Source organism: Colwellia sp., from assembly GCF_013214175.1.
GTDB lineage: Bacteria > Pseudomonadota > Gammaproteobacteria > Enterobacterales > Alteromonadaceae > Colwellia.
On the sequence record NZ_JABSPA010000002.1, the window covers coordinates 627,029 to 651,220 of the forward strand.

The following is a 24,192-nucleotide window of genomic DNA, read 5'->3' on the forward strand; positions in this document are numbered from 1 at the left end:
TTTTTTATGTCCAAAATTAACCCAATAAAACAAGGAGCATTGCATCACAAATCTAATTTAGTTTAATTGTTATGTACAATGAAAATATCCTTATAGGCATCGGCTTATTTACAATAAGCTGTATTAACTCTACTTTGCCTTCTTGGGCTGTAAAATGCTATCCTGCCAATTAGTATGTTGTGGGTAAGTATATTTAGCTTCATTTAGCAGTAATTGGTATGGCTTATCTTTTCCAAGAACCTTTAATATCAATAAGCTATTCTCATATAGGCTCTCTCTAGGTTTATGTTTGATTCGTTTTAATGACCAAGCCAAGTACCTTTCTAGTTTATTAACATCCCGCTCACGCATAGCTGAAATAAGAATGTTTGCATAAACAGCTGCATCTAAACGGCTTTGCCAAGCAATAGGGTTAATGATGTCGTTTAATCGCTCTAATGATTTCGTGTCTCGAGTATTTTTCTCATATTCAACAAGAATGTTAGCCGTATGCAAGGTAGTTAATAAAAAGGGAATAAATATACCGGGTATTAAAATGGCAAGAAATCGAATTAAGAACGTTTGTGGACAAGCCATAAAGCGATACGTTAAACCCTCTACTAGCGCATATTTATCCACTAACCAAAGCATGATTAAAAAGACTAACCAGTGGCTGACAGAGCTATAAAAAGGGAATTCTAACTGGCTATGTAATAGCATGGGCAATAGCAGGGAAAATATAACTAGCCCTTTGTAAATCGGTATTTTACGCCAAGTAAAAATATAACCCAGAGTAAAAAATAGAAAAGCAACTAAGGCGATAATGCCGCCCTCAACCACCCAAAAAAGCAATTCATTGTGTGGGTGAGATAGGTTAGTAATGGTATTGCCTATCTCAGGGTTCTTTAGTGCATACTTATTGAAATGATCAATAAAGCCACGCTCAAAACCACCATAGCCGTAACCAAGCAGTGGCTTTTCTTTGACCATATCGGCACTAACTATAAATATGACATCACGAGCACCGACGTTTTCATAAGTCTGTTCACCTCTAATCGGTGTTGTGGAGTTTTCAAAACTGGTTATGGCGAGCAGTGCGGCAATAACGATAATCGCTAAGTTAGTGGTTAACTGTTTTTTGTTTTTTTGATATAAATACGGCGCAGTAAGGGCGAGTACTGCAATGGCGGCGACAAAACCGGTACGAGATTGCAGTAATATCAGCAGAAAACTGCTAACAAACAGGCTAAAAACTATTAGGCTATTGAAAGCTAATTTATTCTCAATAACATTACTTTTTACTGACAGGAATAAAGCAATGGCTAGACCTGTAACCATAAAGCTGGCCATAACATTTGGTTGAATGAAAACACCATGTGGTCGGCTACTACCGACAATATAACCGCCCCAAAACCCTTTTTCAAAGAGAAAGAATTGCACTAAACCAAAGCATGCTTCGATAACTACCGCCAGTAGAATTAGTGTAAGTAAATGCAGCGCATCAAGCTTGGAAAGTTTAAATTGATAAAGTGAAAAAAGAAAAAGTAATCCGCCAACTAAGGCTAAAATTCGTGGAATAGCATGGTCAGTAAATTCGAAATGATAAAATACCGGAATTATTAAACAAACACAGCCCAATGTTAGCCAAAGCAGCATCTTGCTATAGTAAATTTTCTTATTTAGGGTGATTTGCCACAGGCCTAGTGAAATAAGAGTTGTGGTAATAAGCCAAGCAATAACATTATAGGAATAATATAAACCGACACCGCCAGGGGTATCTAAAATAACATGCATGCCGACAAGGAAATAAAGGATGAGGAAAAATTTATAGTAGGGTAATAGAGACAAAATAAGCTCGTTGTGGAAAATGCAATGGCCGAGTATACAATCTATAGCTAAAGTGTTGTAAGATAATAACTATATTTTTGTTGGTAACTTGATTGTTCTTTGTTTTGATATTTATGATGTTAGTTATGTTGATACTTTCTGTGGAAAAAGCGCTAGAGGCAATAGAGATACATGATAAATAGTAAAGGCTTTACTTTAATCGAATTAATTGTCGTGATCATTCTTATTGCTATTTTAGCGGTGTCAGTGGCACCAAAATTTGATGGTACTTCAGGCTATGAAGCTCATACTCATAGAGCGCAGCTTATCTCGGCACTACGCTTAACCCAACAGCGCGCCATGCAGCAAACAAATTCTACCGATGGTTATTGCCATGAAATTGTATTTGATGACGTTGAAAGTCGCTATGGTATTCCAAATCGAGTTGATTGCACGGAGACTAACCCGGTGTTTTTACCAAGTTGGCAAGCAGATGCTACCGGACATACAGTTGATAGCCGTTACCAAATTACTTTCAATATTGATGGTTTACCTAACCCACAAACCGTTGGCTTTGATTGGATGGGGCGTCCTACCGAATCTTGCTCTGGTGGCTGTGAAATTAATGTTAGCCAAGCAGAAGGGCAGACACTTAAAATATATATAGAAGAGGAGGGCTATATTAATGTATTCACCGAGCTCCACCCCTAATAGAATTCAGCAAGGCTTTACGTTAATAGAGCTAATTGTTGGCATAGTTGTACTGAGTATTTCATTAGCAATTGTCAGTACATTAATCGCTCCAGCAGAAGAGAAAAGTGCCGATAATGTCTTGCAAATTAAAGCCTCTGAACTTGGCCAAAGTATGATGAATGATATAACTAGCCGTGCTTTTGATCACAATTCAGATATGTCTGGTGGTTTAGTTAGGTGTGGTGAACCAGCTGATGGGTCAAATGATTGTACTGCTGAAGCTGATTTTGGGCCTGAGACAGGAGAAACAAGTAGAAGTCAGTATAATGATGTTGACGATTTTGATGAGTTTGAAGATTTAGTGAACTCCACAGGTGCTGATCTTGACGGTGGTTATAGTGAATTTAATATTCATGTCAGTGTTATATATGCCGGTGCTGATTTAGGTTTGGCAAATGATTTAGCAAAACGCATTACTGTTACGGTAACGACGCCATTAGGCACAGCCATAGAATTTACTAGTCATAAGGCCAATTTCTGATGGCGAGTAGCAAAGTTAAACATAGCATGAAAGATAGCTGTATTAAGCGAAAGGCAGCTCAAGGCTTCACGCTAATGGAGCTAATATTAGTTATTATTATATTAGGCATTATGTCTGTGGGTATCAGTGGCTTTATCACCTTATCGACACAAACTTATTTAAATGCCACCAACCGTGATGAGCTAATTGGTAATGCTCGCTTTGCCATTGAGAGACTAAACCGTGATTTGCGCAATGCGGTACCAAGCAGTATTCGTATAAAGGAATTTGATGGTAATAGAACACAATGTATTCAATTCACCCCCATTAAAGCTAGTACTATTTATACCGATATCCCTGTGTTGCCTGAGGTAGCCAGTCAAACTCTATCAGTCATTCCTTTTAATGGTGAGGGTGGTGCACATTATGAGTGTGACGCGGATTGTACTGATATGGTAACCGTTTACCCATTAGATAGTGGCGATATATATGCAAATCACTTGGATGCAACGGGTAAAGTATTCCTCGTTGATAATGTTGATAAAACGGTCGTTCCTTGGAAGATTAACATACTGAATGGGGCAATTCATTTTGATGAAGACTCACCCACCCAGCGGCTATATATCACAGAGGAGCAGGTTAGTTATTGTGTTATTTCAACAGGCTCAGGGGGGATTGGCGGTATAATGATTCGCTATCGCGATAAAATTACCGAGGGAGACCAAACATCACCAGGCTCTAAACCTTTTCTAATGGCAGGTTATTTAATTAATGATATTAGAGGCCAGTTCCCTTTTAATTACCAACAAGCGACATTACAGCGTAATGCAGTAGTGCAAATTCATCTGCATTTTACAAAAGAAGATGAGCACTATGTATTTGACCACGAAGTGCATATTAACAATGTACCTTAATAAATCTATCGACTTATCACTGTTTTAGCGTATTTTTGTGTCTGTTTTTTTTACATTTGAAATGTAAGTAAAACAGTGAATTTAAAAAACACTAACAATATCAATCAAGTGTTGTAGTGGTTCGCTTCTTGCAGCACTATCTCTATATGGAAACACCCTTAAAGATTAATTATAGAGATTTAATTTTGAAGTTATTAAAAATATTAGCCTTAGCCACTTTTTTCTCCGTTAGCACTTTGGCCAATGCCTCATTAATGTTGACAGATGATGATTTTATTACCGTTGATCACAATGGTATTGATTTAGACTGGGCTTGGGCTTCGAATTATAACGTACAGTATTATTATAGTGATGCTGAACTTTTCAATGAATTATTTGCGCCAACGATAATTGATGGCTGGCGTGTAGCAACAACTGAAGAGTTTAGCTTTTTTTCAAATAATGTCACCGCACTAAACTTTAGACGGGACACTGGAGGCTATAAAAATGCAGTCAAATTTTTTAACTCTAATGATACCTTAGCTATTAGTGCTATGGACTTTAATGATGGTGATATTAGTGGTGAGTTTCGCGAAGACGCAATCTATGATACGGCAAACTTCTTGAAAAGAGCACCTAATTCTTGGTTTGATACCTTCTACGTTCGTAACGCTCTGCCTCAAGGCCCAAAACCAATCCCTGAGCCGTTAACTATTATCATTTTTGCAACTGCGTTAATTGCTTTGCAAATCAAACTGAGAAAAAAATCAGTTTAATATGTTTTATATAATCGGTTAAATTCGATAGCACATTTTATTAAAGCCCCGTTTTACGGGGCTTTTTTATGCTTTATATTGCAAAAATAAGTGCTTAGCGTTACCTTTGTAGTACCTTTGCCATATGAATTGTAGCCGTAACGCCCAGATGTCTATTCGTTATCAGCATTTGCCTGAAATAAAAAAATCATTCTCCTTACTCCAAAGCTCTAAACAGCAAGGTAGCTCTCTAGTCTTAGCCCTATTTGTTATAATTATATTGACCTTATTAGGCAGTGTTTTGATGCGTATGATTTCTACTAGTAATGAAACAGTATCGCAAGAGGTACTCGGTGCTCGCGCTTATATGGCGGCAAACTCTGCTATGCAGGCGGAGTTACAGTTATTATTTCCGCTAAATGTCACTTCATCAAATACTTGTGATACAGCATTTACAGATAAACCTTATGAGTTACAAACGATTTTGAATGAAGATATCCCTGGATTATATGATTGTACAGCTGCTACAAGTTGCGACAATTACCACACAGGATTGGATGGTACTAAATACTACCGTTTAACCAGTACTGGTGAATGTGGCAGTGGTGCTATGGAAGCTGATAGCAAGGTTATAGTAAAAAGTAGTCGTACAATTCAAGTTGAAGCGAGGAGTTTATAAATGTTGTCTCGTTTATATTTATTACTGATTTTAATGTTTACTCTAGGGTTAGTTTCACCCGCTAATGCTTTAGAGCAATGTTTAGCCATTTTTCCTGATGTAGAGCAAGAGTTTGGGCCGCAATTAACATTACCTAATTTTGAATCTAGTGATGAAGATATTAGCGATTTGAGTGGTTCAAATTTGTCTTTAGTTGAAGGTCAATATAAAGATATCGTTGTAACAGGAGAGGGATTAGCTTTCTTTGCCACCCTTGGGGGAGCCTACAGTATAACTAAACTTGATGTCGGTGAAAAATCAACGGTAATTTTTGTTGGCGGTGATTATTTTATTGATACTTTAATTCTAGGCAAAGAAACTACTCTTGCAGTTACAGGTAGTGATACGGTAAGAATTTATGCAAACAGTATTAGCATTGATGAAGAAGTGCATATTAATGATGCAAATGGTTCATTAATAATGGTTAGTTATGGTGATATAAGTGCAGGTGAAAAATTGCACTTTACTGGGGTTATGTATGCTCAGGAAGAGCTCGACTTTGGTGAAGAATCTGTCATTGTTGGTTCAATTACTGCTGATGAGGTAGATATAGATAGCCCAACGTCTTCTTCATATCAAGAATCAAGTATTACGGGGGCCGATTTTAATGGCATGTGTGACGTGCCATCAACCACACCAATAGACTATTGTGAAACTACCTTTATTAATGGCGCAACATCATTCACTAGTAATGGCAAAATTGAATACCAAAATAACCCCATCATTTATAATGATCGAAATGGTGTGTTAGCAGCCAAAGAATTGGACCCACTTGGAGGTAACCCAAGTTTAATCTGTGACGGTTTTGGTAGCTGTACATCTTCAGGAACACCAACCCAATCATTAGACTTAGGTAGTTTTGTTAATAGCAACGATAACACGGCATTAACTATTTCATCGGCAGTGACACTTGGGATTGGCAATTACAACACGGATAGCTTTGGTAATATCACCATAGAAAATGGTGGCAACCTAAACTTTTCTGCGAACTATGGTACTTACTATATTAAAAATCTCACGGTACTTGATGGCGAGCCAAATAATAGTTCGGCGACTATAAATTTATCGCCTGGTGATTATTATATAAAAAAAATAAAAACTAAGCTCAATACCACTTTTAATATTATCGGCGATGGTGCAGTAAGGATTTTTATTCGTGATAATAGTAATTTTGAAGGTAATACTCGCGTTAATATTAGTGGTGCACCAGAAAATTTTCTCGTCTATGGCTTTAAAAATATCAATATTAAAAATACCAGTGAATTTTATGGCTTAATCTATTCTAAAACTAAAGCGGAACTAAAAAATAGCGTTAAGTTAACCGGTGCCATTTCAGCTAACACTGTAAAATTAAAAAATACCAGCCAGATATATTATACCTGTGCTGCAATTCCTCAAGTACAACCTATTCTGAATTTCCGCTTTGACGAATGTAGTTATTCGGGTGTTGCAGGTGAAGTTATAGACCAAATAGGGAATTACTCAGGTCAATCTTTTGGGAGTATGGATACTAATACAGGGGGACAAATTGCACGTTTTTCTGATATATACCTTGAAGACCATCATATTGAGACTTCAGTCCCTCTACCTGCAAGCTACTCTGTTTCCACTTGGTTCAAAAAGCCGAACTCAAATTCCGATAGTCCCTACTTTGCTTTAGGTGCAATGCAAAATGGCGGTGATTTATTATATGTTGATCGGACTAATAATTGGCGTTGGGGAATATATAACCCGAATACAGGGACTAGTAATGGTTCTTTTTCATTTGCGACTTTGGACAATAATTGGCATCACATGACCTTGGTATATAGTGGTGGCGGAACTCAGCTTTATATTGATGGTGTGTTTACAGATTCAGTGAATAGAGCTCCCGCGGGCACGCTAAAGTATATAGGAACTTCTTTTGATGACGTTAATAGCAATAACCCTCAGGGCTTCAGAGCACCTTTGGATGAGTTTCTTGTTTATGATGTAGCGCTTAGCGCAGCGGATATCTTAAGCATCTATGATAATCAGCTAGCTGGGAATAATTATGATGCTAGTGTCCGTGCACCGGTTTCTTGTTCAACATTATTAGCCTTTTATCAATTTGAACAAACAGATTTTACTAGCCAAATAGATGATACCAGTGGTTTAAATAATCATGCGGAAAATATTTTTGGCGGTTTATCTACACCGGATGGTAAATACTGTCGGGGTTTTGAGAGTGAAAGCCGAAATGATTATAACGGCATAACAGATGCTTTTCGTTCAAGTTTAGATGTTAATGATGATATTGGCTTACAAGGCACCATTAGTTTTTGGTTTAACAGTAGGATTGACTGGAATCAAGGGCAAGAGCGAGTGTTGTTTGATGCTAGCATTGGTAATTCAGTTAGCGATAAGTATTTTGTATTAGAAATTCAGCAAGATGGTCGACTGAAATTTGCTTTTGAAGACTCCGCTGATACCGATTTTAATTTAGTTGAGTCATCAACAAATAACAGAACCGCAGATACTTGGTATTACTTAACTGTTACATGGGATTACCTTGCTAATGACTTTGCCATTTATGTTGATGGAACACTACAAATTCAGCAAAGCAGAAATACTAATGGTGCTATGGGGGAACTCAACCAAATAGTCTTTGGTGATAACGCTTCAAATTATACTCAAACAGGAAACTCAAATATCGCTTCACCGTATTCATCACGTGGTAATTATGATGAAGTCAGAGTCTATAACAGTGTATTGACATCAGTTGAAATTCAAGCAGATATGAACCAGAGTTTTGGTTGTAATGTCATAGATCATTTTGAAATTAATACCTTAAATGCGCAAGGCCTAACTTGCGAGGCGGATCAAATCATTATCAGAGCTTGCGCTGATGCATCATGTAGTACTGTTAATCCAGATGCGGTCGATGTTAAATTATTTATTAATAATATTGAAAATAAAACGGTTACCGTGTCAGGAGTCAATGGTACCAGTACAAGTTACTCCCATACTAGCGTGGGCAATGCTGAGTTAAGTTTAGATCAAACCTATGAATGTATAAATGGTTCTCCTACTGATTGTGATGTCACTTTTGCTGATGCAGGCTTTAGGTTTATCAGTACAGCGGGAACGAGTTTACCTATTCAGCTTGCAGGTAAACCATCAAACATTGGCTTTAATGCAGATATTTTAAAAGTTGAAGCTGTCAAAACTGATAACTCAGGAGCTTGTGCTCCATTATTGGTGACAGGTGAAAGTATAGATATGGCTGCGACTTATCAATCACCAATATCAGGTACACAAGCCGTTAATATCGCAGGACAGAATATCGGTACGGCTGTTAGTGGTACTGCATTTGATAGTTTACCCTTTACCTCGGTTCTCTTAAATTTTGGCAGTGATACTCAAAATAGCGCTGAATATATATTTAATTATCCTGATGCTGGTTCCGTAGTTTTAAATGCCCGTTATGAGTTACCTGATGATGATGGTAATCCTTCAGGTAATTTCATTAAAGGTACCTCTAACTCTATAGTTGTTCGTCCGTTTGCTTTTGATATGTTTATTGAAACTAACTTAGATAATTCAGATTTAGGGTATAAAGTTAATCCAGCGACAACGAGTGCTACGGGTGATATTTTTACCGTAGCAGGGCAAAGTTTATTAATTACTTATCGCGCGGTAGCTTGGAAAGCAGGTGATGATACTGATGCCAATGGTATGCCTGATGAAGATGAAATTTCAGCTTCTAATGTTACAACGACTAATTACACTAATGAAATTTTAACAAGTTTAAACTATAACGAAGTAGCGCCGATTGGTGGTATTACAGACGCGTTAGATATCTTAGATACCACAGCACAATTTATTAATGGAACTAAAACCGATAAAATCAGCTATGACGAAGTGGGGATTGTTTCACTTACCGCTAGGCGTAATAAATACTTATTGATAGATGGTGTTGATATCGAGGGGTATGCACCTTATGTTGGCCGTTTTATCCCTAATAATTTTAAAGTTACCCAGCTTATTGATGGCGATATATGGGCGTATTGTAATTCTAGTGTTATGCAAACTGAAAGTATACCTTTTGCCTATAGTGGGCAAATGCTTGTTAATGATTCAAGCAGTGGCGCATTAGTTTATGAGGTTACACCTGGTTTTATTATTGAAGCACGCAATAAAAAAGATGAACTCACTCAAAATTATATTGATACTTTTTTTAAACTTACGGATGCTTCTTTTACACGTTTGACTTTACAGTACGCTAATAACAATCCTATTTTAGCGCCCATTGAAGATGCTACTACTCCAGGAAAAGACCCATTAACTAAGGTAAGGTTAACGGCAAATTTAGGTGATGGTAGTTTTGATGATGATAAAGGGGTAATTACTTATAGTTATCATAATAATGATAACTATATTTATGCCCACGAAAGTAATAGTGAGGTTATCGAGTTTCCAGCGGATATAGATTTATCCATGGTATCAATTATTGATGGTGATACTGTTGTTACTCAAGATGAAGATAACGATGTTAGTAATGGTATATTTACCTTAAACCCAACGGCACCAAAAATTCGTTTTGGTCGCGCTCAACTTGAAAACAGCTATGGACCAGATACATCAGACTTACCGCAAACGTTATCAATTAACTATTTTACAGCAAACGGTTATGTGCTTAGTGCAACTGATACCTGTACTCTCTATAATTCTACGAATATTGCGTTAACTAATATTGATTTAGGTGAATCAAAAACCGCAGTGAAAACCCTTGTGGATGGTAAATTTACAGATGAATTACCTTTCGGTGAAACCCGCAGCATTATACTAACGGCGCCAACAACGGGCCCAACTGATATCAATATTGGGCAAGTAGAAGTTATTTATACTATCAGCGAATGGCTGCAATACGATTGGGCTTATGACACTGAAGGAGTAGATGGTCTTTTTAACGATAATCCACGCGCAGTTGCTACCTTTGGCATTTATCGCGGTAATGACCGTATTATTTACCAGCGTGAGATAGAAAAATAAATTAGTTTTATCAGTCGCATTATGAAATGAGACTAGCGTCTCATTTTTTTTTGCGCTTCTTTAGTGCTTTCTTTTAAAAAAGCAACACATTAACTAAATACTAAGGTATGATTATCCGATCTGTTATTCGCATCTTAACAGCGTCTATTTAATTAGCACTTTACAGGACATTTTGAGCTTATGTTTAAAAAAATACGCGGCATGTTTTCTAACGATCTTTCCATCGATTTAGGTACCGCAAATACACTTATTTATGTAAAAGACCAAGGTATAGTGTTAAACGAGCCTTCTGTAGTCGCTATTCGTCAAGACCGCTCTGGTGGCTCTAAAAGTGTTGCCGCTGTGGGTACTGCTGCAAAAGCCATGTTGGGTAGAACCCCAGGGAATATTGAAGCGATTCGCCCAATGAAAGATGGTGTGATTGCTAACTTCTTCGTTACCGAGAAAATGTTACAGCACTTTATTAAACAAGTGCATAACAATAACTTCTTACGTCCAAGCCCGAGAGTTTTAGTTTGTGTTCCATGTGGTTCAACCCAAGTTGAACGTCGTGCCATTCGTGAATCTGCCATGGGCGCAGGGGCTCGTGAAGTTTACTTAATTGATGAGCCAATGGCAGCCGCTATTGGTGCTGGTATGCCAGTATCTGAAGCAACTGGCTCTATGGTGGTCGATATCGGTGGTGGTACTACCGAAGTGGGTATTATTTCATTAAACGGTGTTGTCTACTCATCATCTGTCCGTATTGGTGGTGATAAGTTTGACGAAGCCATTATCAACTATGTTCGCCGTAACTTTGGTAGCTTAATTGGTGAAGCAACGGCTGAGCGCATTAAACATGAAATTGGTTCTGCTTATCCAGGTGAAGAACTTATTGAAATTGAAGTACGTGGCCGAAACCTTGCTGAAGGTGTACCACGTAGCTTTACTTTAAACAGCAATGAAATTTTAGAAGCATTACAAGAACCATTGAGTGGTATTGTTAGTGCCATTATGGTGGCCTTAGAGCAAGCACCACCTGAGCTAGCCTCTGATATTTCAGAGCGCGGCATGGTATTAACCGGTGGTGGCGCTTTATTGAAAGACCTTGACCGCTTGTTAATGGAAGAAACCGGTATTCCTGTTGTTGTGGCTGATGATCCTCTTACCTGTGTTGCCAGAGGTGGTGGTAAAGCCTTAGAAATGATTGATATGCATGGTGGCGACCTCTTTTCTTACGAATAGTCGTTGGAAGTTTTTATTGCTACTTAGTCCAATTACTTCGGTAAAAGTACTCATTGACTAGCGTCAACTCCGTGCTATTGCCTTGTACTTGGATTAACTAGCTGCAAAAACATCTCAGCTTAACTTTCTTTTTTTACTGTTGTTTTTTCACAGTACCCTTCATAACTGACTTTTATGAACCCAATCTTTAATCAAGGCACATCCCCAGCACACCGACTTATCTTGGTACTTTTCTGCTCGGCGGCCTTGATTTTTTTCGACCATAAAATGGCAAGTTTTGAAACCGCCCGTGGTTATTTACAGTCGTTAGTGAGTCCTTTGCAATATATGGCTAATGCGCCTAAGCAAATGATGACTTGGGCTGCAGAAAATATCGTTATTCGTCAGCAATTGATGAAAGAGAATCAAGCCTTTCGTGAAAATGAACTGTTTTTCCATGAACAAGGGATGCAGCTGAGTATGGTTCGACAAGAAAATGAACGCTTACGCTCATTACTTTCCTCTCCAGTTCGCGATGAAATAAAAAAAATGTTTGCCGAAATCCTCTCGGTAGATAGCGACCCTTATTCCCATCAAGTGGTGATTAACCGTGGTGCTAATGATGGTGTCTACGAAGGTCAGCCGGTCCTAGATGAAAAGGGCATTGTTGGGCAAATACTGCATGTCGGTGTTAGTAGCTCCCGAGTGATTTTAATAAGTGATATTTCTCATGCTATTCCAGTGCGTATTCAACGTAACGGCATAAGGCTTATTGCCTCGGGTAGTGGCCAAATTGATCGTCTTATTCATAACTTTGTGCCACACAGTGCCGATATAAAAGAAGGTGATTTATTAGTTACCTCAGGTTTAGGTGGTAAATACCCAGAAGGTTATCCAGTATCTCGCGTAGTATTTGTGCGCACCGATGAGTCACGCGAATTTGCCACTATTTATAGCAAGCCAGTCGCGCAAATCGATAGGTTACGTTATATGTTATTGCTTTCTAAAGAAGAGTCTAACAAGCAGTCATCATCACCTTCAGTTAATGATGCTAACTCTGCCAAGAGTATTAAAGCAATTGCGGGTAAATCCTAATGTTTAGTAATAATGGTTTTATTATTCTGCTAACTTTGCTTATCGCATTGATGGCCAGCATTACCCCTATGCCACTTAGTGTCGATGCTTTTCGCCCTGATTGGGTACTCATTGTTTTAGTCTACTGGTGCTTAGCTTTACCGAATAAAGTAAACATTATTACCGCTTGGGTGATGGGCTTTATTCTTGATGTATTACTTGGTTCCGTGCTTGGCGTTCACGCCTGTGCAATGGCTTTATCTGTTTATATTGTTGTCGTTAATTTTCAAAAAATTAGAAATTTTTCAGTTTGGCAGCAAGCACTCATTATTGGTGTACTTTCAGCACAATATCATCTGGTTGTTTTTTGGCTACAACGTTTCTTAAGTGATGTGGTTTTCCTGCCGAATTATTTATATCCAGTGTTAACGACTATAGTCTTGTGGCCTTGGGTATTTTTATTGTTACGCCGTGTTCGTCGTCACTTTCGTATTAAATAACGGTGTATCAAGTAACTACGTTTTAAATAGCGATGTTTTAAATAACAATGTTTCAAGTAATCATGCATTAAGTAACAGAGCGCTATCTAGTAACTAACAATAAGTAAGCAGCACATAATCCGACATTTCTTCAAGGGCTAGCTACAACAGCAGTAAATAATTTTTATGACAAACCCTATAGCTAATTCAAAAAATACTAGTCAAAAGCTAATTTTAGCTTCGCAATCGCCAAGACGTAGGCAGTTGTTAGCTCAATTAGGCTATCAATTTACCGTACAGGTCAGTGATATTGATGAGACAGTAGCAGATACTGAAACCGCTTATGATTATGTACTACGCTTAGCCAAGCAAAAAGCGCAACATATACAGGATTTATTGCCTGAAGCGGAGCAAATCAACAGCCAGGTGTTAGGCTCAGATACTTGTGTGGTATTAAATGGCCAGATTTTAGGTAAGCCTGATAACGAAGCCGATTGTATTAAGACTTTATCGCTATTATCCAATAATCAGCACCAAGTATTAACGGCCGTTGCCTTAGCTAGCCAAGCAGGAGTGCAAGGGCAGGTAATTACCACCGATGTCGTTTTTAAAACGCTGACAACAGCAGAGATTAAAGCTTACTGGTTAACCGGTGAGCCGCAAGATAAAGCGGGTTGTTATGGTATTCAAGGGATTGCCGGACAGTTTGTTAAATCCATTAACGGTAGCTACTCAGCTGTAGTGGGTTTACCGTTATATGAAACAGCCCAACTGCTGGCTAAGGCCGGATTTATTGGCGCTATTCATGCAAAATAATTTATTGAAGTAAGGGCTATATATGAGTGCCGAGTTATTAATTAATGTTACTCCTAGTGAAACACGTGTTGCTTTGGTGGAAAATGGTTCACTGCAAGAAGTGCATATTGAGCGTCAAGGCAAGCGTGGCATTGTTGGCAATGTTTATTTAGGTAAAGTGATTCGTGTTTTACCGGGTATGCAAGCCGCTTTTATTGATATTAATTTAGAAAAAGCGGCGTTTTTGCACGCTTCTGATATTAAAAGTAAACTTATTTTAAATGAAGATAATGAGCAAGTAGCCGATATTCGATCCTTAGTGCACGAAGGGCAGAAAATTATGGTGCAAGTGGTTAAAGATCCGCTTGGCTCGAAAGGCGCTCGATTAACTACAGATATAACCATAGCTTCACGTTATTTAGTGTTGATGCCTCACTCTCAACATGCAGGTATTTCATTACGCATTGAAGATGAGAAAGAGCGTGAACGACTAAAAGATATTGTTAGCCCCTATTGTGATGAGCAACAAGGCTTTATCGTCAGAACCGCAGGTGAAGGTGCCGGCGAGCTTGAGCTACAACATGATGCCGAGTTCTTACGCAGAGTATGGCAAAAAGTATTAACCCGTAAACAACGTAAACAAACCAAGTTACCTTTATATCAAGATTTGTCATTGTCATTTCGCGTACTGCGAGATTTTGTTGGTATTGAATTAGAACGTATTCGGGTTGACTCTAATCTTACTTACCAAGAGTTGGAGGTTTTTACCAAAGAATTTGTCCCTGAATTGACGCCACTGTTAGAATATTACCCAGGTGAACGTCCTATTTTTGACTTGTTTTCTGTCGAGAACGAAATTCAGCGAGCATTGCATCGTAAAATAGAGCTTAAATCGGGTGGCTATTTGATCATAGATCAAACCGAAGCTATGACTACCATAGATATCAATACCGGCGCTTTTGTTGGTCATCGTAACTTAGCTGATACTATTTTTAGTACCAATATTGAAGCGACTCAAGTTATTGCCAGGCAGCTAAGGTTAAGAAACCTCGGTGGTATTATCATTGTCGATTTTATCGATATGCACAATGAAGATCATAAACGTCGGGTATTACACAGCCTAGATACGGCGATGAGTAAAGATAAAGTAAAATACAGCCTACATGGCTTCTCAGCTCTTGGTTTAGTTGAGATGACACGGCAACGAACCCGCGAAAGCTTAGAACATGTATTGTGTGGTGAATGTCCACTTTGTACTGGCCGTGGCCACCTTAAAACAGTAGAAACAGTCTGCTTTGAAGTCCTTAGAGAAATCGTTCGGGTAAATCGTGCCCATGACGCAGATAAATTCACTGTCTATGCTTCAAGTGCGGTTAGTGAGTCTTTGCTTAATGATGAATACCATAACTTAGCTGAAGTTGAAGTTTTTATTGGTAAGGTGATTAAAGTACAAGCCGAACCCATGTATAATCAGGAACAATTTGACGTTGTTATGATGTAATGCCCCAGCACGATTACAGCATAACAAATATAGGACTATCTAAGCTTTAATGAGTATTGTAAGCACTTCTAATCGTTGGCTAAATCGCCTTTATAAAACAGTTGCCATCTTATTGGTGCTGTTAGCGGTATTAATTAGTGCCTTTCGTTTATTTTTACCTTATGTGCAGCATTACAAGATCCCTCTGCAAGATTATTTAAACGAAATATCGCAAACGAATATTTCCATTGGCAGCTTAAGTATGACTTGGCAGCAGTCAGGGCCTATTCTTGTTATTGGTGATGTGCAAATACTTGAAACTGAAAGGGCTTCTGTCTTTATTAAACGACTTGAATTGCAAGTTGATTTTTGGCGCTCTCTGACAGAACAAAGCCTTATCACTAAAAACCTAATTCTTTCCGGTGCTCAAGTTGATATCTCCCAAAGCTTGTGGCTATCATCAAAAGAAGACAATATCCCCGAGATCGTCGATACAAAAAATGAAGCCAATGATATTGAAGTTATCAGTAATCTTTTTCTGCATAGTATAAAGCGCTTTTCTATTCGTGAAAGCCAATTGACGGTTCGAAATAAGGCGATTGCCCGTAACATTGGCCTCAATCAATTAGATTGGTTAAATACCGATGGGCGTCATCAAGGACAAGGCAGTGTGGTCTTAAATGGCTTAAGTTCGAATAATTTACAGTTGAAGGTAGATTTGCAAGGAGAGCAGGGTCGTACTTTATCTGGACAAGTTTACTTACAAGCAAATCATATCGATATAACTCCCTGGTTAGATAGTGTTTTAGTACTTGAAGATGATAAAACTAAAACCGATATTAATTTTTCCGCTTGGTTACGTGTCAATAACGGTGAGTATGATCGCTTACAAATAGATATCGCACAAAGCAGTATGAATTGGTTATTTGACCAAAAGCAGCAAAAGCTGATTTTAAATAACGGGCAAGTATTACTGGTTAAAGGTAAGGCAGAGCAAAGTTTTAAGCTGTATAGTACGCCGTTATCATTACAGTTTAACGAACAAGCACCTCAACAATTTACCGCTATGCTAGCGAAGCAGGGCGATGATTTTTCACTACACCTCTCCGAAATAGATGTTGCTATGTTAGCGCAATTAGCGCCGTTAATCGTGGCGAAAAAAGCAACACGTAACGTGCTAGCAGATATGAGTTTAACGGGGAAAGTTGAAAATCTACATATTCGTAGAGATAATGACGAGCTGCAAATACTGACAAGTTTTACCTCATTTAATAACAACTTTAGTCACGGTATACCGGGCTTAGAAAATGTTTCTGGCAAGCTAAGTTTTGTTGGCAATTATCTATCTGTTGATTTTAACGCCGAGCAGGGTAAGTTAGATTTTGATAAGTTGTTTGTACAAGCCTTTCCCTATCAAGGTTTATCAGGACAGCTCAATGCAGAATTTGATGATAAGGGTTGGGCATTAACGGTTGAAAAATTTGATTTTACTTCAAAAGAAATTAACTTATCGGCACAAATAAAAGTCGAGGCGCCGCTTGATGGCGAAGTGAAGCTAGCGCTACTGGCTAATGTCTCCAATGCCAATGCGGGCTTGGTGGGCCGTTACTTACCTTTACCTATTATGAGTGATAACTTAGTTAGCTATCTTAATTCCGCGGTTGTCTCTGGTCGTGTTGAAAATGCCCAGATCTTAATAAATGGTCCTATCAGTCGTTTTCCTTTCACCGATGGTAGTGGTATTTTTGTTGTTGATGCCGAATTAAGTAAATCTGAGTTTAAGTTTGTTGAAAACTGGCCAGCCATCACTGACTTTGTTGCTAATTTAAACTTCACTAATAATTCTATGTTAATTACCGGTCGAGGGGGAAAATTGACCGGCTTGGATGTAACTGGAGTGCGTGCAGGTATTGCTGATTTAGCCCATGGCCAAATTTTAACGGTAGATGCAGAGATAAAACCAACAGAACCGCGCTTTATTGGCGATTTGATGAATCAAAGCCCATTTAAAGGTAGCGTTGGTAGTGTTTTAGAGCAATTAAAAGTAACGGGTGAGGTCAGTGGCGAGTTTCATTTAAATTTACCACTGAACGATAATGAAAAAGCATTGGCAAGTGGTACTATCGACTTTGCTAATAATAAGGCTAGTTTGCAAACACCGCAGATGAATTTTACTGAGGTTAACGGTCAATTAAGTTTTAGTAATGATAAAATTAGTACTAAAAATTTAACCCTTGTTTGGCAAGGTTTACCTATTGCCCTTGATATTACTGGCATGGACAAAGCTGATTATTACGATACTGATATTAAACTTTCTGCTTTATGGCAAGAAGGGCAATGGTTGGCTAATGTACCGCAGCAATTACAACGATATACCCAAGGTGAACTGCCATGGCAAGGGGATTTATCCTTACACCAGCACCACCAAGGTGGCTTTTCTTACAATGCCAATTTTTATTCTGACTTAAATAAAACTCAGTTATTGTTACCGCCACCTTATGATCGTAGCGAAAAACAAGAAAATCACTTATCGGTGCAAATTAATGGTCAGATGGAGCAGTCTAAAGTCGTGCTCAATTATGGCGATAAAATGCAATTCTCCGGCTTATTAGAGCACGACACTACGGCATTCACTCGTGCTAATTTGATGCTGGGTCAAGGCACTATGGCATTGGCAAGTGACGGATTTCATATAACGACTAAGTTAGATCAAGCAGATTTTTCATTATGGCAACCACTGATCAGCGATATTCTCGACAGTATTAATCAACCAACTATAAGCACAAGCACAAGTATAACTGCAGCTACAGAGTTAGAAAATACTACGCCTTTTTTAGCGAAACCTAAAAGAATAAGAGGCTCAATTGGTCAGTTAAAAATACTAGGCCAGCAGCTCAATAATGTTTCTTTTAACTTGTTAGATAAGCCTGAGTGGTGGCTATTACAACTGGATGCCAAAGAAACTCGTAGCCAAATAAAAATTTATCCCGATTGGCTAGCCCAAGGTTTAGATATCAATGCTGAATTTTTAAAACTGACACTAGCTAAAAAATCAATACCGAAGGCTGAGCTGCTTTTACTAAATAAACAGCCAGACAAAGCGGAAAACGATAATATCTTTGCCAATATCCCGCCGATAAAATTTCATTGTGATAGTTGCGCTATGGGCTCAGTAGAGCTAGGGGAAGTTGATGTAAATATTAAGCGCATTGACAAACAAACCATAGAGTTTACTAACTTAACCGCTAAACGTGGGGAAACACAATTAAACCTTACCGGTAGCTGGCTTCATAACGAGCAAGAATCGATAACCTCGTTAGTAGGTAATCTATCGGTGGCTGATATAGAGACAGAATTAAAAGCCGCGGGTTATGACTCCATAATTAAAGACAGTGGGGCTAAATTCAAAGTAAACCTAAACTGGGCGGGAGGTCTACATGACTTCGATGTTAGTCAGTTAAACGGTACTATCAATGGTCGTCTTGATGATGGCTATTTAGCGGATGTTAGTGATAAAGCAAAGATTTTTTCTGTGCTAAGTTTGCAATCTTTAGTACGTAAGCTAACGCTGGACTTCCGTGATATCTTTAGTGACGGTATGTTTTACAGTAATATCACCGGTGACTATCAATTAAGTCAGGGGCTGTTAACTACAAATAATACCGAAATGAAAGGTACTGCCGGTGATTTGTTTATGACGGGGCATACCAATTTAGTAACGGGTGAGCTAGCTTATGATATGTCTTACAAACCGAATCTGACCTCTAGTTTACCGGTACTTGCTTGGATAGCTACATCTTTGAATCCAGTGACTTTTCTTGCAGGCGTTGCCATTGATCAAGTCGTTAGGTCTCAAGTTATCTCTGAAGTTAAATTTGAACTAACTGGCACTGTGGATAATCCTGACTTTAAAGAAGTTGATCGTAAAAGTAAGAGCATTAGTCTCAAGGGCACAGCGCCAACTGAAGATGAAAAACAAGATGAGTCAAAGGGTGATAAACCACTAGCAGCTATAAGTAATGAGGTAATTGATGGTTAAATTGACAGCGATACAATTATCATCAGCGGCTAATGTTGCCACCAACCTTGCTAAAATAGCTGAGTTACTCGCTAAAATTACCGCGGGTCCGATAAGGGCTAAAAACGGCAGTACTAACATAGGTAAACATGATGATACTGTTAATGAGCCGATTCAGCATTTAGTGGTTTTACCTGAGTGTTGTTTATACTTTGGTAGCAAAGACAGCGAACAGCTAAGTTTGGCAAAAAAATCAGCACTCGCGAACGATCTTTGTTCTTCGCTTGGACAACTAGCTAAGCGCTTTAAGGTATACCTAGTCGCAGGTACTGTGCCTATTCTAACGTCTTCAGCTAAAAAATTTACTAACAGCAGTTGTGTCTTTAGTCCTAATGGCGAATTAATAGGGCAATACGATAAAATTCACTTATTTGATGTCAATGTCAGTGATAGTACTAACAGTTATTGTGAATCGCGTTATACCCAAGCTGGTAAAGAAATAAAGGTTGTTAACACCGAATTTGCTAACATTGGTCTATCAGTTTGTTTCGATTTACGCTTTCCTAACTTGTTTCAACAACTAGTAAAAGCGGGGGCAGAGATAATTACCGTACCCAGTGCCTTTACTAGAGTAACAGGGAAAGCACACTGGCAAACATTATTGCAAGCACGCGCGATAGAAAACCAAGTCTATATTGTTGCCGCAGGACAAGAAGGCGTTCATGAAAATGGCCGGGAAACTTGGGGACATTCAATGATCATTAACCCTTGGGGTGAAGTTGAACAGAGTATCGCCACGGGTGAAGGTTTTATTACCGTTGAATACCAACAACAAGAAGTAACACGTATACGTCAAAGCATGCCTTTGACTACACCTTTAAACACGCCGCTGAATAATTAATTGCAGCGCTTATAATTAAAGAACATAGAAGTAGAGCTTATACCTAATGAATATTGTTGAAAAATCCTTATTAAGTGATAGTCATATTGATGATGAAGTATTAGCAAAAACCTTAAGAAGCATGATGGGACGAAAAGTTGATTATGCTGATTTATATTTTCAAGCAAGTCAGCATGAATCCTGGGTGCTAGAAGACGGTATTGTTAAAGAAGGCTCGTATAATATTGAGCGTGGCGTTGGTGTAAGAGCAATTTCCGGCGAAAAGACCGGCTTTGCATATTCGGATGAAATATCTCCTGAAGCACTGCAACAGGCCGCTGATGCAGCTAAAGGTATTGCTGATAGTGGTACAGGCGCTACCGTTAAAGCTTTTACTCGTCAATCACCTATTCAGGTTTATCAAGCCGTTGAGCCACTTGGCAGTTTAAGCCAAGAGCAAAAGATTGATTTACTGCACAAGATCGAGGCACATGCGCGTCAAACTGATAGTCGGGTTAAACAGGTTATTGCGAGTATTTCTGGTGTCTATGAAACTATTTTAATCAGTGCCAGCGATGGTACTTATGGTACGGATATCCGTCCATTAGTACGGTTAAACTGCTCAGTGTTAGTTGAAGAAAATGGCAAACGAGAGCGCGCAAGTGCTGGTGGTGGTGCACGTACTGATTACAGTTACTTCTTTGAAGTTGAACCTGGCGATAACAAAGCCCGTTACCTGGCTTATGCCGAAGAGTCGGTTAGACTAGCGTTAGTTAATTTAGTTGCCATTGAAGCCCCCGCAGGTACTTATCCAGTGGTGCTGGGAGCTGGTTGGCCTGGAGTATTATTGCATGAGGCCGTTGGTCATGGTTTAGAGGGTGACTTTAACCGTAAAGGTTCGTCGGCTTTTTCTGGTAAAATTGGTCAGCAAGTTACCTCCGAGCTTTGTACCATTGTTGATGATGGCACCTTAGCTAATCGTCGAGGCTCTATTACTATAGATGATGAAGGTACACCTGGACAATATAACGTCTTAATCGAAAAGGGTATCTTAAAAGGCTACATGCAAGATAAACATAATGCCGGTCTAATGGGGGTAAAACCCACAGGTAATGGACGACGTGAATCTTATGCGCATTTACCTATGCCTCGCATGACTAATACCTATATGTTAGCTGGTGAGTCTAGCCCTGAAGATATTATAAAGTCAGTGAAAAAAGGTATTTATGCGCCAAACTTTGCCGGTGGTCAGGTTGATATAACCTCTGGAAAATTTGTTTTTACCACGTCAGAAGCGTATTTAATTGAAGATGGTGTAATAACCTCACCAGTAAAAGGCGCTACCTTGATAGGTAATGGTCCTGAAGCGATGAAACGAATCAGCATGGTGGGTAATGACTTAAAGCTTGATGGCGGTGTTGGTATCTGTGGTAAAGATGGCCAAAGTATACCTGTTGGAGTCGGTCAACCGACGCTGAAAATTGATGAGATGACTATTGGTGGTACCCAGTAATTAGCCTTAGTTAACAGCTAACCTTGATATGTTAGCAAGCACTGACTTTTCAATTAGTGCTTGCTGATACTTAGTAGCTTTACCTTTTTAGCTAATATTTTACGGTATTAACTTTTAGGTGCTTTAATTAGGCATTAGCTTTTAGGTAAGTGAACAAGTTTTTATAATGTTTACCTAGTTTTTCAGCTTTTTTCTCTTTCGCGGCATTGCGAACTAACTGCTTGATTTTTTGTCGCTCAATTTTAGGAAATTCACTTATTAATGCTTCAACAGCGTCATTACCTTGCGCTATTAATTCATCTCTAATAGTTTCTAAACGGACAAATTTTGCCGATTCTTGTTGATGCTTATTAGCCATAACTTCGATAGCATGGTGAATTGGCTCTAGGTCAGTTTCCAATAATATCTTAGCTATATGACGAATGTGACGACGCAAAGCTTCATGTTTATTGGAGATTTTGTCAGCTAAAACCATAGCGTATTTTAGGTCCTCACTTAAAGGCAAGCGACTACGCTGATGCTTAGACATGTCCACTAAGCTTTGGCCGAAATCTTGCAATTGATGCATTTCACGTTTTATTTCGGTTTTACTTTTAAATTCTTCTTCCATTTCTTGTGATGAATCGTCGATATCGTTGGCTGACTGGGGCATAATAATGTCTAATACCATGGTAAAATAAATAATAATTACCCTTATTATATCACTAAATTTATAGGGGCTGTTGATCTTTTGCGGTCAAACCTTGTTCGAGATAAAAGCGTTTTAATCACGGCGAGCGGTATCCAGCTTAGTCGCGCCAAGAAAATAGCTTAATATAATCTCGATAGTTCACAGTACTTAATATGTAAAGTTACTGTTTTAACCTTGTTACTCCTTAAAAAGAAAAGAGAAAGTAGAAACCAATATGACCCCAGCCTCCAAATCGAATGATCTAATCTACCAACAACTCAGTGAAGTAAAAGCACGTGTTGCCACTGTACTTGAACTCGCTAAATCTCTTGGCGCAGATGGTGCTGAAGTTGCAATGAGCCGTCAACAAGGTTTAAGTGTTAGTACCCGTATGGGTGAAGTAGAAAATGTTGAATTTACCAATGATGGTGCTTTAGGCATTACTGTTTATCGGCAGGGGCGTAAAGGCAGTGCTTCTACAGCTGACTTATCTGAACAAGCACTCACTAAAACGGTTACCGCTGCAGTAAACATTGCCAAGTATACTTCGGTTGATGATTGCTCAGGTTTAGCGGATAAAGCACTGTTAGCAATGCAGCCACTTGATTTAGATTTATATCATCCACATGAAATAAGTACCGAAGAAGCAATTGAGCTGGCAAAAGAATGTGAGGAAAGCGCATTAGCAGTTGACCCACGTATTAGTAATTCAGACGGCGCGAGCTTTGATAGTTTTTCTGGCTTTAAAGTCTATGGTAATAGCCATGGCCAGTTGGTGGGTTACCCAAGCACTCGCCATAGTTTAAGCTGTGTGATGATTGCCAGCGATGGTGACGATATGGAACGTGACTATGCCTATACGGTTAATCGAGATTTTTCTTTACTTGAAAGTGCCAAAAATGTTGGTCTACAAGCTTCGCAAGAGGTGTTATCTCGCCTAAAACCACAAACAATAGCGACCGGAAAAGTACCGGTATTATTTAGAGCAGATATTGCCAATACCATTTGGGGACACTTTATTGCCGCGATCAGTGGCGGCAATTTATATCGTAAATCGTCATTTTTACTTGATGCCATTGGTAATGATGTATTCCCTAAGTTTTTGAATATCAGTGAAAGACCTCATATTGCTAAAGCGTTAGCCAGTAGCGCTTTTGATAGTGAAGGCGTATTAACCCAAGATAGGGAGATTATTAGCCAAGGTGCATTACAAACCTATTTACTGACTAGCTACTCAGCCCGTAAATTAGGGCTAACTACTACAGGCCATGCCGGTGGTATTCATAATTGGTTCGTCGACGCACAAGGTCATGATGGTAGCTTTGATGCTATGTTAAAAACCCTAGGAACAGGTTTACTGGTAACTGAATTAATGGGCCAAGGCGTTAATGTTATTAATGGTGATTACTCTCGCGGCGCGGCAGGATTTTGGGTCGAAAACGGAGAAATTGCCTACCCAGTGAGTGAAATTACTATCGCTGGGAATTTAGCGCAGATGTTCAAAGGTATTGTTGCTGTTGGCTCTGATGTGGATTTACGCGGCAGTATCAGAACTGGCTCTATTTTGATTGATGAGATGCAAGTCGCGGGACACTAACCGCTATTTTTACTTACTTCATCGGCAAACTGACTTGCAATAGGCTTCCTATTGACGCGTAAGTTTTTCTTGAATTAAGCAAAAC

The 24,192-nt window shown here is 38.9% G+C and carries 17 protein-coding genes; 15 read left to right on the forward strand and 2 right to left on the reverse strand.

Features of this window, described 5'->3' with window-relative positions; all coding sequences use genetic code 11:
- Positions 1-129: 129 nt before the first annotated feature.
- On the reverse strand, positions 130-1,827 hold the full coding sequence (locus HRT55_RS05760; protein ID WP_291619580.1) for a PglL family O-oligosaccharyltransferase: 1,698 nt from the start codon (positions 1,825-1,827) through the stop codon (positions 130-132).
- A 171-nt stretch (positions 1,828-1,998) separates the two neighbouring features.
- Here HRT55_RS05760 and HRT55_RS05765 point away from each other — a divergent pair, with 171 nt between their 5' ends.
- From HRT55_RS05765 to tldD, 14 genes are all read left to right on the forward strand, one after another.
- Positions 1,999-2,517 carry a prepilin-type N-terminal cleavage/methylation domain-containing protein gene (locus HRT55_RS05765; protein ID WP_291619582.1) on the forward strand — a complete coding sequence of 173 codons (519 nt, stop codon included), beginning with the start codon at positions 1,999-2,001 and terminating at the stop codon, positions 2,515-2,517.
- Positions 2,492-3,040 carry a prepilin-type N-terminal cleavage/methylation domain-containing protein gene (locus tag HRT55_RS05770; RefSeq protein ID WP_291619584.1) on the forward strand — a complete coding sequence of 183 codons (549 nt, stop codon included), beginning with the start codon at positions 2,492-2,494 and terminating at the stop codon, positions 3,038-3,040. The genes HRT55_RS05765 and HRT55_RS05770 overlap by 26 nt, the downstream gene beginning before the upstream one ends.
- On the forward strand, positions 3,040-3,933 hold the full coding sequence (locus HRT55_RS05775; RefSeq protein ID WP_291619586.1) for a PilW family protein: 894 nt from the start codon (positions 3,040-3,042) through the stop codon (positions 3,931-3,933). Before HRT55_RS05770 ends, HRT55_RS05775 begins: the two co-directional genes overlap by 1 nt.
- A gap of 185 nt (positions 3,934-4,118) precedes the next feature.
- Positions 4,119-4,688: a hypothetical protein gene (locus tag HRT55_RS05780; protein WP_291619588.1), complete on the forward strand. Its 570-nt coding sequence runs from the start codon at positions 4,119-4,121 to the stop codon at positions 4,686-4,688.
- A gap of 124 nt (positions 4,689-4,812) precedes the next feature.
- Positions 4,813-5,346, forward strand: a complete 534-nt coding sequence (locus tag HRT55_RS05785; protein WP_291619590.1) for a hypothetical protein — start codon at positions 4,813-4,815, stop codon at positions 5,344-5,346.
- Complete coding sequence (locus HRT55_RS05790; protein WP_291619592.1) at positions 5,347-10,398, forward strand: LamG domain-containing protein; 5,052 nt, start codon at positions 5,347-5,349, stop codon at positions 10,396-10,398. It abuts the gene before it with no gap.
- A gap of 180 nt (positions 10,399-10,578) precedes the next feature.
- Positions 10,579-11,622, forward strand: a complete 1,044-nt coding sequence (locus HRT55_RS05795; protein ID WP_291619594.1) for a rod shape-determining protein — start codon at positions 10,579-10,581, stop codon at positions 11,620-11,622.
- Positions 11,623-11,796: 174 nt separating this feature from the next.
- Positions 11,797-12,696, forward strand: coding sequence for a rod shape-determining protein MreC (gene mreC / locus HRT55_RS05800; RefSeq protein WP_291619595.1), 900 nt, complete (start codon positions 11,797-11,799; stop codon positions 12,694-12,696).
- Complete coding sequence (gene mreD, locus HRT55_RS05805) at positions 12,696-13,175, forward strand: rod shape-determining protein MreD (RefSeq protein WP_291611585.1); 480 nt, start codon at positions 12,696-12,698, stop codon at positions 13,173-13,175. The genes mreC and mreD overlap by 1 nt, the downstream gene beginning before the upstream one ends.
- A 165-nt stretch (positions 13,176-13,340) precedes the next feature.
- Positions 13,341-13,970 (forward strand): nucleoside triphosphate pyrophosphatase, encoded by a 630-nt coding sequence (locus HRT55_RS05810; protein ID WP_291619597.1) that lies wholly within the window; start codon positions 13,341-13,343, stop codon positions 13,968-13,970.
- A gap of 22 nt (positions 13,971-13,992) precedes the next feature.
- Positions 13,993-15,450, forward strand: coding sequence for a ribonuclease G (rng, locus tag HRT55_RS05815; RefSeq protein WP_291619599.1), 1,458 nt, complete (start codon positions 13,993-13,995; stop codon positions 15,448-15,450).
- A gap of 49 nt (positions 15,451-15,499) precedes the next feature.
- Entirely contained in the window at positions 15,500-19,468 is a 3,969-nt protein-coding gene (locus HRT55_RS05820) for a YhdP family protein (protein WP_291619601.1), read from the forward strand.
- Positions 19,461-20,348 (forward strand): carbon-nitrogen hydrolase family protein, encoded by an 888-nt coding sequence (locus tag HRT55_RS05825; protein ID WP_291619603.1) that lies wholly within the window; start codon positions 19,461-19,463, stop codon positions 20,346-20,348. The genes HRT55_RS05820 and HRT55_RS05825 overlap by 8 nt, the downstream gene beginning before the upstream one ends.
- Before the next feature lie 46 nt (positions 20,349-20,394).
- Positions 20,395-21,840 carry a metalloprotease TldD gene (gene tldD, locus HRT55_RS05830; protein WP_291619605.1) on the forward strand — a complete coding sequence of 482 codons (1,446 nt, stop codon included), beginning with the start codon at positions 20,395-20,397 and terminating at the stop codon, positions 21,838-21,840.
- Between the two features lie 127 nt (positions 21,841-21,967).
- Here tldD and yjgA read toward each other — a convergent pair whose 3' ends face one another.
- Complete coding sequence (gene yjgA / locus HRT55_RS05835) at positions 21,968-22,492, reverse strand: ribosome biogenesis factor YjgA (RefSeq protein WP_291619607.1); 525 nt, start codon at positions 22,490-22,492, stop codon at positions 21,968-21,970.
- A 253-nt stretch (positions 22,493-22,745) separates the two neighbouring features.
- On the opposite strand from yjgA, the gene pmbA reads away from it, so the two are divergent.
- The gene (gene pmbA, locus HRT55_RS05840; protein WP_291619609.1) at positions 22,746-24,107 is read left to right on the forward strand and encodes a metalloprotease PmbA; all 1,362 of its coding nucleotides are present in this window, start codon (positions 22,746-22,748) and stop codon (positions 24,105-24,107) included.
- The last annotated feature ends 85 nt before the right edge of the window (positions 24,108-24,192 follow it).

Excerpts from the sequence above, each read along its gene's own strand:
- HRT55_RS05765 (WP_291619582.1), top strand. The coding sequence starts at position 1,999 with ATGATAAATAGTAAAGGCTTTACTTTAATCGAATTAATTGTCGTGATC.
- HRT55_RS05770 (WP_291619584.1), top strand. The coding sequence starts at position 2,492 with ATGTATTCACCGAGCTCCACCCCTAATAGAATTCAGCAAGGCTTTACG.
- HRT55_RS05775 (WP_291619586.1), top strand. The coding sequence starts at position 3,040 with ATGGCGAGTAGCAAAGTTAAACATAGCATGAAAGATAGCTGTATTAAG.
- HRT55_RS05785 (WP_291619590.1), top strand. The coding sequence starts at position 4,813 with ATGAATTGTAGCCGTAACGCCCAGATGTCTATTCGTTATCAGCATTTG.
- HRT55_RS05790 (WP_291619592.1), top strand. The coding sequence starts at position 5,347 with ATGTTGTCTCGTTTATATTTATTACTGATTTTAATGTTTACTCTAGGG.
- HRT55_RS05795 (WP_291619594.1), top strand. The coding sequence starts at position 10,579 with ATGTTTAAAAAAATACGCGGCATGTTTTCTAACGATCTTTCCATCGAT.
- mreC (WP_291619595.1), top strand. The coding sequence starts at position 11,797 with ATGAACCCAATCTTTAATCAAGGCACATCCCCAGCACACCGACTTATC.
- mreD (WP_291611585.1), top strand. The coding sequence starts at position 12,696 with ATGTTTAGTAATAATGGTTTTATTATTCTGCTAACTTTGCTTATCGCA.
- HRT55_RS05810 (WP_291619597.1), top strand. The coding sequence starts at position 13,341 with ATGACAAACCCTATAGCTAATTCAAAAAATACTAGTCAAAAGCTAATT.
- rng (WP_291619599.1), top strand. The coding sequence starts at position 13,993 with ATGAGTGCCGAGTTATTAATTAATGTTACTCCTAGTGAAACACGTGTT.
- HRT55_RS05820 (WP_291619601.1), top strand. The coding sequence starts at position 15,500 with ATGAGTATTGTAAGCACTTCTAATCGTTGGCTAAATCGCCTTTATAAA.
- HRT55_RS05825 (WP_291619603.1), top strand. The coding sequence starts at position 19,461 with ATGGTTAAATTGACAGCGATACAATTATCATCAGCGGCTAATGTTGCC.
- tldD (WP_291619605.1), top strand. The coding sequence starts at position 20,395 with ATGAATATTGTTGAAAAATCCTTATTAAGTGATAGTCATATTGATGAT.
- yjgA (WP_291619607.1), bottom strand. The coding sequence starts at position 22,492 with ATGCCCCAGTCAGCCAACGATATCGACGATTCATCACAAGAAATGGAA.
- pmbA (WP_291619609.1), top strand. The coding sequence starts at position 22,746 with ATGACCCCAGCCTCCAAATCGAATGATCTAATCTACCAACAACTCAGT.